We start from the raw sequence: 16929 nt of genomic DNA on the forward strand, positions 1-16929 counted from the left end.
GCACCGTCTCGTCGTTGAGTCTGTCGAAACGACCCGCTCACCTGGCAGCAGATGTCAGCTGTCGCGTCGTGGAACCGCACTTAGTGCCAGGGGAGCGGCCCGGCTGGGGCTGCAGCGCGGGGCCCAGCGGCGGGGTCCGCGGCGGGCGACTTACGCGGTGAGCAGCCACCACCACACGAGCAGCAGCGTCACGCCGAAGCCCGCGAGCTGGTTGATCCACAGGAACGCACGCCACCCCCGGGTCGCCTCGTCCGAAGCGGCGTCGCTGACGCTACGGTACGGCCATACGGCGGCGAGGTATGGGATGACGAGCAGCGCGGCGAGGGGCCCCGGCCACTCCGACGCGAGCATCGTCAGACCCGAGAGCCCGTAGCAGACGAGCGCGAAACGGACGGTCCAGGCGGCGCCCCGCGCGGTCGCAATAGAGGAGATGCCCGCCTCTCGGTCGGCCGAGACATCCTGCACCGCGCCGAACGCGTGCGACGCGATTCCCCACAGCGCGAACGCCACGATGATCGCGACGAGCCCGGGCGTCCAGCTGACGCCCGCGAGCACGAGGCCGTAAACGGCGGGCGAGAAGAAATGGATGCTGGAGGTCATCGAGTCGGCGAACGGCACCTCTTTGAGCCGCAGCGGGGGAGCGGAGTAGAAGACGACGAAGAAGAGGCTGAACGCGAGCACGAGCCACGACAGGGGCCCGCCGACCGAGACCAGGAACACCACGAACGGCAGGCACGCGAGCCCTGCGGCCCACAGGGTGACCGGATGCAGACGTCGATCGAGAACGGCCCCGTGTGCACCGCCCTTGCGCGGATTGCGCATGTCGGATTCGTAGTCGAAGACATCGTTGATCCCGTACATCGCCAGGTTGTAGGGGATGAGGAAGAAGATCGTGCCGACGATCAGCACCACGTCGATCTCGCGCGTCGCCAGAAGATACGCGGCCGCGAACGGGAACGCCGTGTTGACCCAGCTGATCGGCCGTGAAGACACGAAAAGAGTGCGGATGGTTCGGCCGAGGCCGATCTGTTCGGCCCCGGTCACGTCGGCCTTTTCGGGCTCAGGAGTGTCCACACGGCAGGGATCAGGAAGGCCGCCGCGAGCGGGTAGGCGAAGTCCTCGACCGGCGCGAGTCCGATGTGAATGCCGCTCAGGTGCTCCGCCGGATAGGTGAACAGACCCGCGGCGATCATGACGTTGTCGAAGACCGCGGTCAGCGTGAGCAGCACGAGCGCCGCGAGCCCCGATGCGGCCATCCGCCGGGCGAATCGTTCGCGCCGTGCGGTCAGGATCGTGACGAGGGCCGCGAGGAGAAGGAACGGGACGACGATGAGCGGATAGGTCATCTGTGCGTACTCTCGTCGGTTCCTGCCGCGGGCGCCGCTGTTCTGTCTCGACGCGCGAGAACGCGGAATGCCGCGGCCCAGCACAGGAGTGTCAGGTAGCAGAGGAAGGCGAGGAAGAAGAGTTCCTCGAGCGGCAGCTCGGGAGCGAGCATGACGCCGGTGTAGAGCTCGCTGTCGCCCTTCACGAAGACGCCCGTCAGGATGCCCGCGGCATCCCACGCGAGAAAGAAGATAACTCCGATCGCGACTGTCGCAACGGTCCTGCCGCGAGCCGCCCAGAACGCGAGTCGGAAGCGCCGGTCGAGGAGCGCGATTCCGGCCGCCGATACGAGGATCGCGAGAAGGTACAGGCCCGGCACGTCGTTCAGTCTGCCACGGCATCGAGAACTGGCTCGCGTACCCTCCCCGCCCCGTCGTCGCCACGGACCCGCTTGAGGACGAGTTCTGCCGAGATCAGGCACATCGGCAGGCCGATACCGGGGAGGACGTCTGCGCCCGCGTATAGCAATCCGTCGACCTTGCGCGAGGCATTCCGCGGACGGAATACAGCGCTCTGCAGCAGGGTGTGGGACAGCCCGAGCGAGTTGCCGCGCCACGTGTGCAGGTCGCTCGCGAAGTCGGCGGGGGCGGTGGTGCGGCGGACGACGATCCGGTCCGCGAGGTCGGGGATGCCCGTCCATGCAGCGATCTGCTCGACGACGGCATCGGCCGCGGCTTCGATGCGGGGGTCTCCCGCCCCGTCCACGCCACCGTGGCCGAGGGCCACATCCGCCGGCATCGGAACGAGCACGAACAGGTTCTCGTGGCCCGCCGGGGCGACCGAAGGGTCGGTGGCGCTCGGTCGGCACACGTACAGCGACGCGGGATCGGGCACGTACGGTTCGTCCCCGAAGATCGCGTCGAAGTTGCCGCGCCAGTCCTTCGTGAACACCAGCGTGTGGTGCGCGAGACGCGGCAGTTCGCCCTCGACGCCGAGCAGCAGCAGCAGGGCACCCGGGCTGGGTGTGCGCTTCTTCCACCACGACTCCGGATACGTCTGGCGCTCCGGGGGCAGCAGCTCGGTCTCGAGGTGGTGGAGATCCCCCGCGCCCACGACGAGGTCGGCGGGCACGAAACGCGTCGTTCCCGAGGCATCCTGAACCCGCACGCCGACCGCGCGCGACCCGGCGGTCTCGATCGAGACGACCGGTGTGCCGGTCTCGATCGTCACACCCCGCTCGCGCGCGAGGCGCGCCACGGCCTCGATCACGGTCGTGAAGCCGCCCATCGGGTAGGCCACCGAGTCGCCCAGGTCGAGGTGGCTCATCAGGTGGTAGAGGCTCGGCACGTCGAACGGCGAACCACCCAGGAACACGGCGGGGTAGCCGAGCACCTGACGCAGACGCGGGTCAGCGAAGCGACTCTCGATGTGTCGGTGGAGGGGGCGGGTCAGCAGGGGGAGGAGTTGCGGCAGCCGGCGCAGCAGAGCAGGGTCACGCAGGCCCTTCGTGGAGGCATACGAGTCGTAGAGGAATCGCGAGACCGCGAGTTCGTAGGCGTCCTGAGCCGACGCGAGGTAGTCGCGGATCGCGGCACCCGCGCCCGGCTCGATGTCCTCGAAGAGCTCGGCGACGGGCTCGACGCCCGAGTGGATCTCGAGGGGTTCGGGCTCGCCCTCGGTGTAGACGCGGTAGGCGGGGTCGAGGGGGACGAGATCGAGCTCGCGCTCGGCGCTCGTGCCGAGCAGGCGGAAGAAGTGGTCGAACACCTCGGGCATCAGGTACCAGCTCGGGCCCGTGTCAAAGCGGAAGCCATCGTGCTCCCACGAGCCCGCTCGGCCGCCGAGAGCATCCCGGGCCTCGAAGAGCGTGACGGCGTGGCCGTCCGCGGCGAGCAGGGTGGCCGTGGCGAGGCCTGCGATACCCCCGCCGATCACGACGACTCGTTGGGTGGAGCTCATGAGCGTGTTCCTCGCGTCGGTCGATCCTGGGTTGGGTTGTCGTGCGTCGGCCGCGGCGCGCGCGGCGCTGCCCCCGCCGCAGCCCGCGCGAACAAAGCCGCCTTGACCGGGTTCGGCACGCGGACCCGGCCGGCCGAGGCATCCGCTCGTCGCAGTCGTGCGCTCAACTCGGCGAACAGGTCGTGCGCGCACGTCACGGCGCGTCGGGAGTCCCGCGGCAGTCGCGGAATGACGGATGCCGCGGCGGCGAGATCGGCGTCGATGTCATCGAGTACGGCGGCCCGGGTCGTCGGCGAGCCGTCCAGCCCGAGGTAGTCGCGCCCGAGGGCGTCGCTGTCGTGACCCGCATCCCGCAAGAAGTTCACGTTCTGGAACGCCGCTCCCAGCCGTCGGGCGCCCGCGACGATCTCGGGATCTGCCGGTCCGGGGTTCGGGCTGCCGGCGTTCACGAAGGCCTGCAGACACATGAGGCCGACGACCTCGGCCGATCCGTAGACGTATGCATCGTGCGATGCTGCGTCGTGTTCGGACACGGTGATGTCCGTCCGCATCGAGGTGAAGAAGGGCCGGACCAGCGCCTCGTCGATCGCACACTCACGTGCGGTGAGGGCGAAAGCGTGAACGACGAGGTTCGCGGAAAATCCCGTGCGGATGGCCTCGAGCGTCTGCGCCTCGAGCGCGTCGAGCTCGCGCGCCTCCTCTTCGGCGGTGAGTCCCGCCTCGCGCGCGGGGCCGTCGACGATCTCGTCCGCGACACGGACGAGGGCGTAGATGCTGCGTACGTGCGGTCGGACCCGCGGACCGAGCAGACGCGACGCATAGCCGAACGATGTCGAGTAGCGAGAGATGACCGTCTCGGCCGCGGCGCGTGCCGTGCGGTCGTACAGGTCGAGTCCGGTGGTGTCGCGGGGTGCTGAACGGTCGGTCACGGAATACGCGCCTCTACAGCGCTGACGAGGTCGCCGAGCATCCGCGCCGTCGCCGGCGGCACATAGCCAGGCAGGATGAGCTCGCGTGCTTCTGACAGGGCGTTGTTCACGAGGCGCTCGAGTTCGTTTCGTGCGCCACTGCCGTCGAGCATGTCTTGCGCGTGGCGCACCGCGATCGGTCCCGTGTGCGCGAGCGCCAGTGCATCGCTCACTTGGGACCACGTTGCGGTGGCTCGGGCGAGGGCGATCAGCGCGGTCTGCTTCGCCTCGCGCAGATCGGCTCCCGCCGGGCGACCGGCCTGCTCATCCGTGCCGAACGCGCCGATCAGGTCGTCGACGAGTTGGTAGGCGAGGCCCAGCCGGCTGCCGAACTGCGCCAACATCGCCTCGACCTCGGGGCTTGCCCCGGCCAACAACGCACCCGCGCGCAGGGGCGCGGCGAACGAGTACACGGCCGTCTTGTCGTGCGTGACCGCCAGGATGTCGGCGGCAGCCGGTTCTTTGTCGAGAACGGAATGGGCGACATCCGCGAGCTCACCCGCGGCAGACACCAGTACGGCCTCGTCGAGCAGGTCCAGCAGACGCACGCGCTCGTCCTCGGTAGCGGGGCAGAGGGCAATCAGACGCTGAGACTCGTGCAGCAGCAGATCTCCGGCGAGAAGCCCGGCGGCATCACCGACGAGCGCGGCTCCCGAGGCATCCGCGCCCCACCGCGTCGCGTACGACCGGAACTGGCCGGATACGTTGGGTACCCCGCGACGCATCGTGTCGTGGTCGAGGATGTCGTCGTGCATGAGGAATGCCGCGTGCAGCAGTTCGAAAGCCGCGGCGACGGGATAGACGCAGCCGTTCGTCGAAGCGTCGCCGCCCAGCGACTCGAACGTCGCGACCACGAGCGCGGGACGAAAGCGTTTGCCGCCCTGCGCCGAGCGCTGGATCGCGGAGCCCAACTCGGCAAACACGCCGCCGAAGGGCTCCGCACGACGCTGTATCCGCGCGAGGGCGCCGTCGATCTGCGTGTCGATCTCGGCTCGCGCGACGGAGCCGACCAGACCGGTGGCGATCAGGCTCATGACGGGAGTCTCATGAAGCGAGACGATGATCGTTCACGGGCCGATGCGCCGTGAACAGGTCGAGCTGCTGTGCCTGCAGGACCAGCCACGGGCTGAACGCCCACGGAGTTGCCTCGAGCGAGCGCGCGAGGTCCTCGGGGCGTACCCACATGTAGTCCACGGCCTCGTGCGGGTTCAAGACGAGCTCATCGCTCGTCCGCGCCGTGTACACGGGGCAGATTTCGTGCTCCACGATCCCGCTGGCATCAACGGCGCGGTAGCGGAAAAGCGGAAGCGCGAGCTCGAGGGATGAGACGGTGATGCCGAGCTCGTACTCCGCGCGACGACGGACCGCCGCGACGACGGGCTCGGCGGGACGGGGATGACCGCAGAACGAGTTCGTCCAGACGCCGGGCCAGGTCTGCTTGTCGAGAGCGCGACGGGTGACCAAAATGCGCCCCTCATCATCGAGGACATGGCACGAGAATGCGAGATGCAGTGCGGTATCGGTACCGTGGACGCTGGCCTTCGGGGCGGTCCCGATCTCGTTTCCCGCCTCATCGAGGAGGACAACGTAGTCGGTGTCGGGCATATACGTGCTCCCCTGTTAATTCGCTAGCTTAGCTAGCTAATTGCTGTCTCCCGATGATACACATGAGCCCGAGGGGGTGTCCACGCATTGAGTGAGCAACCAGATCCGGTGCGCTCGGCGCTCCTTGCGCTGCGCACGCTCGGCGACGCGCTCGACCGCATGCACGGTGAGCTCGGCGACGACATGGCGATGAATCTCACCGACCTGCGCGCCCTCCGCATGATGGTGGAGTGGGAGCGACGCGGAACGGCCGTGAGCCCCCACGAACTCGCGCGGCACCTGCGTATCTCCACCGCTTCGACATCGAAGATGATCGATCGGCTGGTCGTCGCGGGGCACGTCGAGCGCAGGCCACACCCCACGGATCGCCGTGCGCGCGTCGTGGTTCTGACGGACCATTCGCGCAAAACCTTCTACCAGCATGTCGGCGGTCATCTGGATGTCATGCGTGGGATCGCACGGGACTACGACGAAACGCAGCTTCGCTACATCACGGAGTTCATGACACGAATCGCGCGGGCGGTGGACCCGGCCTCGGGCGCTCGCGCCGCGGAGGCGCCCGTGGTCGGAGATGCGGTTGTGGAGCGGAACGAGTCGGCGATTATCGTGGAAGTCTTCGACGACACGCCCACGCATTAGTCGAAACTATGTTCGTCGCTGGATAAGCTCCTGCACAGGTGGACGAGGTGCTGTTTCTCCACGGACATGAACGGCCAGACGACGGATGTCGGAGGCCCTTCCTAACGTGGAAACCACACCGAGCCCCGCTCACGCCTTGTCGAAGTATCCGGATCGCCGATCCGGCTGCGCGACAGACTGCAGGCGATGGACCGCGAGACAGAAGGAGCATCCCATGCCCAACCCCGCCGACCGCGAGAAGGCCCTTGAATCGGCCCTCGCACAGATCGACCGCCAGTTCGGAAAAGGCTCGGTCATGCGCCTGGGCAGCGATGACCGCGCTCCCGTCGAGGTCATTCCGACCGGCTCCATCGCCCTCGACGTCGCACTCGGCGTGGGTGGACTGCCCCGCGGTCGCATCATCGAGATCTACGGTCCCGAGTCGTCGGGTAAGACGACTCTGACGCTGCACGCCATCGCGAATGCCCAGCGTGCGGGCGGAATCGCCGCCTTCATCGACGCGGAGCACGCGCTCGATCCCGAGTACGCCATGAAGCTCGGCGTCGACATCGACCAGCTGCTGGTCTCGCAGCCGGACACGGGTGAGCAGGCGCTCGAGATCGCCGACATGCTGATCCGTTCGGGCTCGATCGACCTCATCGTGATCGACTCGGTCGCGGCTCTCGTGCCGCGCGCCGAGATCGAGGGCGAGATGGGTGACTCGCACGTGGGTCTCCAGGCGCGACTGATGTCCCAGGCGCTTCGCAAGCTGACGGGTGGTCTGAACCAGACCAACACGACGATGATCTTCATCAACCAGCTGCGCGAGAAGATCGGCGTGTTCTTCGGCTCGCCCGAGACCACGGCCGGCGGCAAGGCGCTCAAGTTCTACGCCTCCGTTCGCCTCGACATCCGACGCATCGAGACGTTGAAGGACGGTTCGGATGCCGTGGGTAACCGCACGCGCGTCAAAGTCGTCAAGAACAAAATGGCTCCGCCCTTCAAGCAGGCCGAGTTCGACATCCTCTATGGCACCGGCATCTCTCGCGAAGGTTCGCTGATCGACTTCGGTGTCGAGCACATGATCGTGAAGAAGTCGGGTGCTTGGTACACGTACGAGGGCGAGCAGCTGGGGCAAGGTAAAGAGAACGCCCGCAACTTCTTGCTCAAGAACCCCGACACCGCAGACGAGATCGAGCACAAGATCAAGCAGAAGCTCGGCATCGGTATGCCGAAGGCCCTGCCGCCCGTCGCCGCGGATGACGAACTGGCGCAGCGCCGCCCGGCGTGATCATGCCTATCGATGAAGGTGACGGGGGCGAGCGTTTGGCCCCCGTCACCTACCTCCCGGGTGCGGACCGCGGTGCAGAACCCCAGCGCGGACAGACCGCGCCCGACAGGGCGGTCGCGTCCCCGAGTCGCAAGGTGACGTTCTCGCCCGAGTATTGGGCCGAGGACGAAGCCCCGACGGCCGCCCCGACTGCAGGACCGACGACCGCTCCACGTAAGCCGGTGGCGATCTCGACGCGGGACGAACTTCCGGACGAAGATGACGAGCCGGGCGTCGATGTCGACGGCGCGACGCAGGCACTCGTGAAGCGGCTGCGCACGCGTCAGCTGTCCGCAAAAGAGGCTCGGGGGATGTTGGCCGAGCGTGGCCTCGACAGTGCGACAGCCGAGGATGTCGTGGCGGACTTCGAGGCGCGAGGCTATCTCGACGATGCTCGACTGGCCGAGCAGCTCGTGTATGCCGCCACGAGCCGCAAGGGCCAAGGGCGTCGCGCGATCTCGCAGACGCTCTCGGGTCGGGGGATCCCGCGCGAGGTCGTGGATGCGGCGCTCGACGAACTCCCCGACGATGAGGCCGAGCGTGCTCTTGATTTCGCCCGGCAGAAGGCCCGCTCGATGGGGTCGCTCGATCGCGAGGCGGCCGTCCGTCGGCTGCACGGCCAGCTCGCGCGTCGCGGGTTCGGCGGGTCGATGGCCATGACGGCGGCCAAGCAGGCCCTCGATGAGGCCGGTGTCGGCTCATCCAAGGTCCGCTTCCGCTGAAACCTGCTTGCGCTGGCTATGCGCCGCGCTTGTTTGCGCGCGCTCGGCGCGCCGCGTGCCGCCCGCGCCGCGCCATCACCGGCGAAACACCCGTATCTCGACGAGACACCCCGCGTCTAGGGGTGTTTCGTCGCACGACGGGTGTTTCGACGGCCGTTCTGCCAGGATTCTGCCGTGATGATGAGCGTGGACGTGCCGGACCCCGATGTCGATGCCGGCCAGGTCATCGTGAGCCTGACGGTCTTCAGCGCGGACCCCATCGATCAACTCGCGAGCTTCGGGACAGAACGAGCCGCGGGCGAGTCCGAGCATCGCTATTCGCTCGGCACGATTACCTTCGACCAGCCCGACTGGAACGCCCGCATCGACCAGCTTGAGTCGGCGCTCGACACGCTCCTCGACTTCCTCGACCCTCTGCCCGAGGCAGTGCTCCACGCTGAAGGAACCGTCGTCCGGATCTTCATGACCCTTCCGCGCGGCGCTGAAACGATCTCGGCTCGGCTCGTGCGGCGGCTCGCGAATTTGAACGTGACCCTCTGGATCGACACGTAGCGCGTTCGGTGCAGCCGAAACACCCCTGCGGCGACGAAACACCCCGCGTCGAAGGGTGTTTCGTCGCACGATGGGTGTTTCGGCGGCTCTCACCTCGTCCAGAGCCCCGCGGTGATGGCGCCTCGTAGAATAGGCGGATCATGTCGACCCTCTCCAGCGCGCCCACCCTCATCGCGCCGTCCGTCGCCGCACGCACAGCAGACGGACACGTTCGCACGTACGAGGTGCGAACGTTCGGCTGCCAGATGAACGTCCATGACTCCGAGCGCCTTTCCGGATCGCTCGAGAGCGCCGGATACGTCCGCGCGGATGCCGGGGCCGAGGCGGATGTCGTCATCATCAACACCTGCGCGGTACGCGAGAACGCATCGGGCAAGCTCTATGGCACGCTCGGGCACCTGGCATCCGTCAAGCGACGCAAAGACGGCATGCAGATCGCGGTCGGCGGGTGCCTCGCCCAGATGGACAAGCAAGCCGTGATCGAGAAGGCCCCCTGGGTCGACGTCGTCTTCGGCACCCACAACATGGGTTCGCTGCCGCGGCTGCTCGAACGCGCTCGACACAACGGCGATGCTGAGCTCGAGATCCTCGAATCGCTCGAAGTCTTCCCCTCGACCCTTCCGACCAAGCGCGACTCGGTCTACAGCGGCTGGGTGTCGATCTCGGTCGGCTGCAACAACACGTGCACCTTCTGCATCGTCCCGACCCTGCGCGGCAAAGAGCGGGACCGTCGCCCCGGCGACATCCTCGAAGAGGTGAGCCTGCTCGTCGACGACGGTGCGATCGAGGTCACGCTGCTCGGTCAGAACGTCAACTCGTACGGCGTCGAATTCGGTGACCGTCACGCGTTCGGTAAGCTGCTGCGCGCAGCCGGCGAGATTCGCGGACTCGAGCGCATCCGCTTCACGAGCCCCCACCCGGCGGCCTTCACCGACGACGTGATCGACGCGATGGCCGACACCCCGTCCGTCATGCCGCAGCTGCACATGCCGCTGCAGTCGGGCAGCGACCGCATCCTGAAGGCGATGCGCCGCTCGTATCGCAGCGAGAAGTTCTTGGGCATTCTCGACCGCGTTCGTGAGCGCATCCCGAACGCCGCAATCACGACGGACATCATCGTCGGGTTCCCCGGTGAGACCGAGGAAGACTTCGCCGAGACACTGCGGGTCGTCGAGCAAGCCCGGTTCGCCAGCGCCTTCACGTTCCAGTACTCGATTCGTGAGGGCACGCCGGCCGCGACGATGCCCGACCAGGTCCCGAAGGCTGTGGTGCAGGAGCGGTACGAGCGCCTGATGGCTCTGCAGGATCGCATCTCGCTCGAAGAGAACCAGGCGCAGGTCGGCCGAGAGGTCAACGTCCTGATATCGAGCGGCGAGGGCAAGAAGGATGCCGCGACCCATCGCTTGACGGGACGCGCCGAAGACAACCGGCTGGTCCACGTCGAGCTGCCTGCCGGCTCCGAGACGCCCCGCCCGGGCGACATCGTGACCGCGGTCGTGACGCACGCCGCGCCGTTCTACCTGCTCGCCGACTCGCCGGAGGGCGCGCCGCTGCGCATCCGGCGCACGCGGGCGGGGGATGCCTGGGACCGCACGCAGTCCGAGTCCTGTGCCGTTCCGGCGCCGGCCGCTGGAGCAGCGGGTGCACCGCGCGCCGTGTCGCTCGGCCTGCCCGTGATGCCGCCGCGGGCGTGAGCGAAGCGTCCGGGTTCGATCCGGGTGCACCCGCCGGGTCCGACCCCGCCGCGCCGCGCTTGTTCGCTGTCGTTGGCGCGACGGGCACGGGCAAGAGCGCGTTGTCTCTCGACCTCGCCGAAGCGCTCGGGGCACGCGGTGAGCGCGCCGAGATCGTCAACGCCGACGCGATGCAGCTGTATCGCGGAATGGACATCGGGACCGCAAAACTTCCGCTCGCCGAGCGTCGAGGCGTCCCGCACCATCTGCTCGATGTATTGAACGTCGACGAGGACGCGGCCGTCGCTGCCTATCAGAACGAGGCCAGGCGGGCCATCGAGCAGATTCACGCCCGGGGGGCGCACGCCATCCTCGTGGGCGGCTCGGGCCTGTACGTCTCGAGCGTCCTCTTCGACTTCTCATTCCCACCCCGCGACGAGGCCCTCCGCGAGGAGCTCGAGGCCGAACTCGAGGCGCACGGTCCCGGCATTCTCTTCGCCCGGCTCCGTGAGCAGGACCCGGTCACCGCCGCTCGCATCGACGCGCGCAACGGCCGGCGGGTGGTGCGAGCCCTCGAGGTGCTGGCGCAGGGGAGTGCGACGCATGGCGCGGCGCTTCCGGACGAGCCGGTGCCCTGGCATCCGTCCACCGTGATCGGACTGCACGAGGAACGCTCCGTGCTGGTCGAGCGTCTTGACACCCGGGTCGGGGCGATGTGGGCGCAGGGTCTGCTCGACGAGGTCGAGCTGTTGCGGGCCGCGGGCCTCGAGCGCGGCACGACCGCGCAACGCGCGATCGGTTACGCGCAAGCCCTCGCACAGCTGACGGGAGAGATCGACCGGGCCGAGGCGATCGCGCAGACCCAGGCGCTGACCCGACGCTACGCACGCCGGCAGGTGTCGTGGTTCCGCCGCTACACAGGCGTGCACTGGATGCCGGCGGGGGAGGCGACCGCGGCACGAGCGCTCACGCGTGAGGTCAATTCGGCGCCCTAGACTTGTGGGCATGCCCGGCACCGTCACGTTCACCAAAGGTCACGGCACGGGCAATGACTTCGTCATCGTCGCGGATCCAGACGGAGCGCTCTCGCTGACCGACGATCAGGTTGCGGCCCTCTGCGACCGACGTTTCGGGATCGGAGCCGACGGCATCCTGCGTGTCGTCCGTGCGGCGGCCATCGATGAGGGTGCATCGGCCGTGGCGGCGGGCGCCGAATGGTTCATGGACTATCGGAACGCCGACGGCTCGAAGGCCGAGATGTGCGGCAACGGCATCCGTGTTTTTGCGCACTACCTGGCCGAGTCGGGGCTCGCCGAGGTCGACACGGCGGGCATCCCGATCGGTACGCGGGCCGGCGTCAAGCACGTGGCGCGGGTGCCGAACGGGTTCGAGGCGGATCTGGGCGCGTGGACGGTGGACGAGGATGCTCCGACCGTACGTGCGCTTGGGCTGAGTGTCGCCCGGCCCGGCCTCGGCATCGATGTCGGCAATCCTCATGTGGTCGTCGCGCTGCCGGGCGAGGACGAGCTCGAGGCGCTCGAGTTGACGTACAAGCCGGTGCTTGACCCCGAACCGGAAGCGGGCGCGAACGTGGAGTTCGTCGTGCCGGCCGAACCCCTCGTGCAAGACGGCGTCGGCGTCATCCGGATGCGGGTCTTCGAGCGTGGGGTTGGTGAGACCCTGAGCTGCGGCACGGGTGTCGCCGCGGCGGCGTTGGCCGTGCGGCATTGGGCGGGGGCCGGGGCCCCCGACATCTGGCGGGTCGACGTTCCCGGCGGGACGCTCGGTGTTCGGATGGTTCCTCGCGGCGACGAGATGCACGTGCTGCTCTCCGGGCCCGCGGTGCTGGTCTTCTCGGGCGACGTCGCCCTGGCCTGAGCGGCAAAGCGGACGCTCCGCTCCGACGCCAGGTGACTCGCGCTGAGCTCAGGTAACGATGTCGAGAGGCGTCGTCGGCGGCGAACCGTGGCGACGGACACGGATCACGCGGTAGCCGCGCCCCGTGGCCGCGCGATGCACGCTGTATCCGTGCTCGAACGTCGAGGCGAGCCAGCGTTGCAGGGAATCGGAGCCGAGGTTCCGCTGCACAACGAGCCACGCGTCGCTGCGCTCGTCGAGGCGGGGGATCCAGCGCTCGAGCAGGCCGTGCAGCTCGTTCTTCCCGACGCGAATCGGCGGATTGGAGCGGATGCTGCGAAACACCACGTCGTCGGGAACACCATCCGGCAGTACAGCGTTGACATTGGGGAGTCCGAGGTTCGCGGCGTTCCGGCGCACGAGATCCAAGGCTCGCTCGTTGACGTCCACGGCACACACGGTTGCGTGCGGAGACTGCATCGCCAGGGTCAGGGCAACCGGGCCCCATCCGGAGCCGAGATCCAGCAGGTGTCCTCCCGCGGGAGCTGCGGGGGTGTTCGCGAGAAGTACGGCAGTCCCCGCGTCCAAACGATCGGGGCTGAAGACCCCGCCAGCGGTCGTCAGCTCGACGGATCGACCATTCAAGTCGACACGGATCTGACGTAAATTCTCGGCGCTGGCGGGACTCGCAGAGAAATAGTGGTCGCTCGCCATGGGTGCGAGCGTAGCGGAGTACCCGTGTCGCGCGGGAGGCTAGAGTTTTACGACGTCGCGCGGACACGACGACCACGGATGCCAGGGGGCCTCTTCACGAGGCGGCACGAGGCATCCGGAGAGGAAATACATGACCGACACCATCCCCACATCTCATGAGAACGGCGAGGCTGACGACGTCGTCGCTCGCGTTCTCGCGCGCGCCGAAACGCGCTCGGGCGTCCGGACGTTCGGGGCTGCGCAGGCGCTGCAGGATGCCTCGACCACCGCTGGCGCGGATTCAGACGGCGATCAGTGGGATCGCGAAGATCGCCAGGCGCTCCGGCGCGTTCCGGGGCTCTCGACCGAGCTCGAGGACGTCACCGAGGTCGAGTACCGGCAGCTGCGGTTGGAGAACGTCGTGCTCGTAGGCGTCTACCCGCAGGGCGAGCAGGAGGACGCCGAGAATTCGCTGCGCGAGCTCGCGGCTCTTGCCGAGACCGCCGGCGCGATCGTGCTCGATGCCGTGTTGCAGCGGCGCCCGCATCCGGATCCCGCAACCTACCTCGGCAGCGGCAAGGCCCAGGAACTCCGCGACCTCGTCGCGGCCGTCGGTGCGGACACCGTGATCGCCGACACGGAGCTTGCGCCCAGCCAGCGGCGCGCGCTCGAGGACGTCGTCAAGGTCAAGGTCATCGACCGCACCACGGTCATCCTCGACATCTTCAGCCAGCACGCGAAGAGCCGTGAGGGCAAGGCGCAGGTCGAGCTCGCGCAGCTGGAGTATCTGCTCCCGCGTCTGCGTGGTTGGGGTGACTCGATGTCGCGTCAGGCCGGTGGCCAGGTCGGCGCCGGCGGCGCGGGTATGGGCTCGCGCGGACCCGGTGAGACGAAGATCGAGCTGGACCGCCGACGCATCCGCACGAAGATGGCGCTGCTGCGCCGCCAGATCCGCGACTTCGCGCCGGCTCGCGAGGCCAAGCGCGCCGAGCGTACCCGCAACACGATCCCCTCGGTCGCGATCGCCGGGTACACGAACGCGGGCAAGTCGAGCCTGCTCAACCGGCTGACGAGCGCGGGTGTGCTCGTCGAGAACGCGCTGTTCGCGACGCTGGATGCCACGGTCCGTCGTTCCGAGACGGTCGATGGGCGCGTCTTCACGCTTACCGACACGGTCGGTTTCGTCCGCAACCTTCCGCACCAGTTGGTCGAGGCCTTCCGCTCGACGCTCGAAGAGGTCGCGGGCGCGGATGTCGTGCTGCACGTCGTCGACGCGGCACACCCCGACCCGGCGAGTCAGCTCGCGACGGTCCGTGACGTCATGGCCGAGGCGGGCGCTCGCGACGCCCACGAGATCGTCGTGTTCAATAAGGCCGACCTGATCGATGCGGATGACCGGATGGTGCTGCGCGGCCTTGTGCCGAACGCGATGTTCGTCTCGTCCCGCACGGGCGAGGGCATCGACGAGCTGCGCACCGCGGTCGAGGCGGCGCTGCCGCTTCCGGCCGTCGAGGTACACGCGCTCGTGCCCTACGACCGCGGAGACCTGGTGTCTGCGGCCCACGATTCGGGCCTCATCATCTCCGAGGGTCATGAAGAGGGCGGCACAGCGTTGCACGCACACGTCTCGGCCCGGCTCGCGGCCGAGCTGGCCCCCTTCCTCCGCTGACCGCTTCCGCTGCCCCTCAGGACTCGAGGGGCAGCACGGGCACGCCCGGCGCCGCGAACCCGAACACCTGCCCGAGAAAGCTCAGCTCGCTCTCGAGCGCGTGCTGGATCGTTTCGGCACGACGGAAGCCGTGCGACTCGCCCTCGTAGACCACGAGCGCGTGGCTGATTTCTTTTGCCGCGAGGGCATCGCGCATGGCGTAGGCCTGCGCGGGCGGCACGACCGGGTCATCCGCTCCCTGCAGAAGCAGCACGGGCACGCTGAGGTTGTCGATACGTCTGAGCGGGGATCGCTCTTCGTAGACAGACTCGGCTTCCGGGAGCGGCCCCACGAGCCCGTCCAGGTAGTGCGCCTCGAAGTCGTGCGTGTCTTCGGCGAGGGCGCGGAGGTCCGCGACGCCGTAGCGGCTGATGCCCGCCGAGAATGTCTTCGACGTCGTCAGCGCGGACAGGACGGTCCATCCGCCGGCGGATCCGCCCTTGATCGCCAGGCGCGCGGCGTCCGCCATTCCCACCGCGACGAGGCCCTCGGCCGCGGCGACGACATCCTGGACGTCGACGATTCCCCACTTCCCGGCCAGCCGCTCGCGGTAGGCGCGTCCATAACCACTCGAACCGCCGTAGTTGACATCGAGCACACCGATGCCGCGACTCGTGAAGTAGGCGACAGCGGGGGATGCCTCGCCCGCGACGTGGGCGGTAGGCCCGCCGTGAACGGTCACGATGTAGGGCGGGCGCTCGTCGGCGGGGCCGTCCACGCCCGGATTGGTCGGTGGGTAGGCGAAGGCGTGCACGGCGCCGCCGGGTCCATCGAACGTCATCGCGATAGCTTCGGGCAGCCATCCGACGCTTCTCGACGAGACCCCACCGCGAAGCGGCCGTGCGGATGCCGGGTCGTCGACGTCGACCAGCCAGAGTCCTGACGGTGTCGTCGCGCCCGCGCCCGTGATGAGAGCGCGAGTGCCCCTCACATCTCGAATCAGCACCTGGGCAGACAGGGGCGTCGGAATCGCTCGAACCGAGCCATCCGTGTTCTCCACGACAAGTTCGTCGCGGCCATGCGTGCGCACAGCCAGAAGCCGACCGTCTTCGAGCGGGGCGAACCACCGAGCGCCCAGGTTCCACAGCGGCCCGCCGGTGTCGGTGTCCGATTCCTCGGCCGCGGTCGGTTCGGCGAGGCCGCCGAGCCGACGACGCTCGAGCGTCCACCGGCCGGATCGGTCGGTCGTGTAGGTCAGCTCGTCGGGACCCGTCCACTCGGGTTGCAGAACGGATTCGTGGGATCCGCCGGCGACGATGCTGGTCTCGCCGCTGCGGGTGTCGAGTACGACCAGCTGGGTGGCATCCCACGGCATGTTCGGATGGTTCCACCCGATGTACGCCAGCCGGTCGCCATCCGGCGAGAGACGCGGGTAGGCGAGAAAGTCGTAGCCGGCCGCGAGCGGAACCGGCGCGGAGGGGGAACCGCCCACCGCGGGGACGATCTCGACGATGTCGCGCGCGGGATAGTGCCCCTCGCGCGCGACCTCGCGTACGGCGAGCAGGCGCCCGTTCGACCACGTCAGGTCGCCGTACTGCGTGCCCGGGGCTTCCGCGGTCAGGGGGCGGGGCTCGCCGTCCGCCTCGAGGCGCCACACACGTTGATCCGACTGCTCGACGAAGAAGAGGATGCCGCGGTCATCCACCGTCCACGCGCCACCGCCGTACTCGTGGACTCGCGAGCGGGCGCTCCACGGTGCCGGCAGCACCACGTCCGCGTCGGCGCCGTGGTCGGCGTTACGGGGCAGACGCAAGATGGCCGTGCGACCACGCTCCGCGGGAAGCGACTCGCTCCACCACGCTTCGTCAGTGACGAAGCGCGCGCCGTCGATGCGGGGTGCGGACGTGGTGACCTCGGCGGCCGAGATGGGGGAGGGCCAGGTTCCGAAAGGCAGAATCGTGGTCATCACGACAGGCTA

Annotated in this window: 17 protein-coding genes; 8 read left to right on the plus strand and 9 right to left on the minus strand. The window is 68.3% G+C overall.

Annotation, left to right across the window (positions count from 1 at the left end):
- Positions 1-150: 150 nt before the first annotated feature.
- The 7 genes from CGU34_RS07615 to idi are packed head-to-tail and all read right to left on the minus strand — an operon-like array spanning position 151 to position 5858.
- Complete coding sequence (locus CGU34_RS07615) at positions 151-1044, minus strand: prenyltransferase (RefSeq protein WP_232711586.1); 894 nt, start codon at positions 1042-1044, stop codon at positions 151-153.
- Positions 1041-1346 carry a lycopene cyclase domain-containing protein gene (locus CGU34_RS07620; RefSeq protein ID WP_036299627.1) on the minus strand — a complete coding sequence of 102 codons (306 nt, stop codon included), beginning with the start codon at positions 1344-1346 and terminating at the stop codon, positions 1041-1043. The genes CGU34_RS07615 and CGU34_RS07620 overlap by 4 nt, the downstream gene beginning before the upstream one ends.
- Positions 1343-1705 carry a lycopene cyclase domain-containing protein gene (locus CGU34_RS07625; protein WP_036299625.1) on the minus strand — a complete coding sequence of 121 codons (363 nt, stop codon included), beginning with the start codon at positions 1703-1705 and terminating at the stop codon, positions 1343-1345. Before CGU34_RS07625 ends, CGU34_RS07620 begins: the two co-directional genes overlap by 4 nt.
- 5 nt (positions 1706-1710) lie before the next feature.
- Positions 1711-3285 carry a phytoene desaturase family protein gene (gene crtI, locus CGU34_RS07630; RefSeq protein ID WP_100813752.1) on the minus strand — a complete coding sequence of 525 codons (1575 nt, stop codon included), beginning with the start codon at positions 3283-3285 and terminating at the stop codon, positions 1711-1713.
- The gene (locus CGU34_RS07635; protein WP_100813753.1) at positions 3282-4214 is read right to left on the minus strand and encodes a phytoene/squalene synthase family protein; all 933 of its coding nucleotides are present in this window, start codon (positions 4212-4214) and stop codon (positions 3282-3284) included. The genes crtI and CGU34_RS07635 overlap by 4 nt, the downstream gene beginning before the upstream one ends.
- Entirely contained in the window at positions 4211-5287 is a 1077-nt protein-coding gene (locus tag CGU34_RS07640) for a polyprenyl synthetase family protein (protein ID WP_198517712.1), read from the minus strand. The genes CGU34_RS07635 and CGU34_RS07640 overlap by 4 nt, the downstream gene beginning before the upstream one ends.
- Before the next feature lie 10 nt (positions 5288-5297).
- Positions 5298-5858 carry an isopentenyl-diphosphate Delta-isomerase gene (gene idi, locus CGU34_RS07645; RefSeq protein ID WP_051512859.1) on the minus strand — a complete coding sequence of 187 codons (561 nt, stop codon included), beginning with the start codon at positions 5856-5858 and terminating at the stop codon, positions 5298-5300.
- An 87-nt stretch (positions 5859-5945) separates the two neighbouring features.
- Between idi and CGU34_RS07650 the strand changes: the two genes are divergently transcribed.
- From CGU34_RS07650 to dapF, 7 genes are all read left to right on the plus strand, one after another.
- Positions 5946-6497 carry a MarR family winged helix-turn-helix transcriptional regulator gene (locus CGU34_RS07650; RefSeq protein ID WP_232711587.1) on the plus strand — a complete coding sequence of 184 codons (552 nt, stop codon included), beginning with the start codon at positions 5946-5948 and terminating at the stop codon, positions 6495-6497.
- A 214-nt stretch (positions 6498-6711) separates the two neighbouring features.
- Complete coding sequence (recA, locus tag CGU34_RS07655) at positions 6712-7767, plus strand: recombinase RecA (protein ID WP_036294633.1); 1056 nt, start codon at positions 6712-6714, stop codon at positions 7765-7767.
- Positions 7768-7769: 2 nt separating this feature from the next.
- Entirely contained in the window at positions 7770-8528 is a 759-nt protein-coding gene (locus tag CGU34_RS07660; RefSeq protein WP_100813787.1) for a regulatory protein RecX, read from the plus strand.
- Positions 8529-8702: 174 nt separating this feature from the next.
- Positions 8703-9080, plus strand: coding sequence for a hypothetical protein (locus CGU34_RS07665; RefSeq protein WP_100813754.1), 378 nt, complete (start codon positions 8703-8705; stop codon positions 9078-9080).
- A gap of 140 nt (positions 9081-9220) precedes the next feature.
- Positions 9221-10774, plus strand: a complete 1554-nt coding sequence (gene miaB, locus CGU34_RS07670; protein WP_036294637.1) for a tRNA (N6-isopentenyl adenosine(37)-C2)-methylthiotransferase MiaB — start codon at positions 9221-9223, stop codon at positions 10772-10774.
- Positions 10771-11748: a tRNA (adenosine(37)-N6)-dimethylallyltransferase MiaA gene (gene miaA / locus CGU34_RS07675; protein ID WP_051512862.1), complete on the plus strand. Its 978-nt coding sequence runs from the start codon at positions 10771-10773 to the stop codon at positions 11746-11748. Before miaB ends, miaA begins: the two co-directional genes overlap by 4 nt.
- Before the next feature lie 10 nt (positions 11749-11758).
- A complete protein-coding gene (gene dapF, locus CGU34_RS07680) occupies positions 11759-12631 on the plus strand; it encodes a diaminopimelate epimerase (RefSeq protein ID WP_036294640.1) in 873 nt (290 codons plus the stop codon).
- Between the two features lie 48 nt (positions 12632-12679).
- Here the strand turns inward: dapF and CGU34_RS07685 are convergent, their stop codons facing one another.
- Positions 12680-13324 (minus strand): class I SAM-dependent methyltransferase, encoded by a 645-nt coding sequence (locus CGU34_RS07685; RefSeq protein ID WP_100813755.1) that lies wholly within the window; start codon positions 13322-13324, stop codon positions 12680-12682.
- A gap of 130 nt (positions 13325-13454) precedes the next feature.
- Here CGU34_RS07685 and hflX point away from each other — a divergent pair, with 130 nt between their 5' ends.
- A complete protein-coding gene (gene hflX / locus CGU34_RS07690; protein ID WP_036294646.1) occupies positions 13455-14972 on the plus strand; it encodes a GTPase HflX in 1518 nt (505 codons plus the stop codon).
- 16 nt (positions 14973-14988) lie between these two features.
- On the opposite strand, the gene CGU34_RS07695 is transcribed toward hflX, so the two are convergent.
- On the minus strand, positions 14989-16917 hold the full coding sequence (locus CGU34_RS07695; protein ID WP_036294649.1) for a S9 family peptidase: 1929 nt from the start codon (positions 16915-16917) through the stop codon (positions 14989-14991).
- Between the last annotated feature and the right edge of the window lie 12 nt (positions 16918-16929).

The organism is Microbacterium lacus (assembly GCF_002812805.1).
GTDB classification, from domain to species: Bacteria; Actinomycetota; Actinomycetes; order Actinomycetales; family Microbacteriaceae; genus Microbacterium; species Microbacterium lacus_A.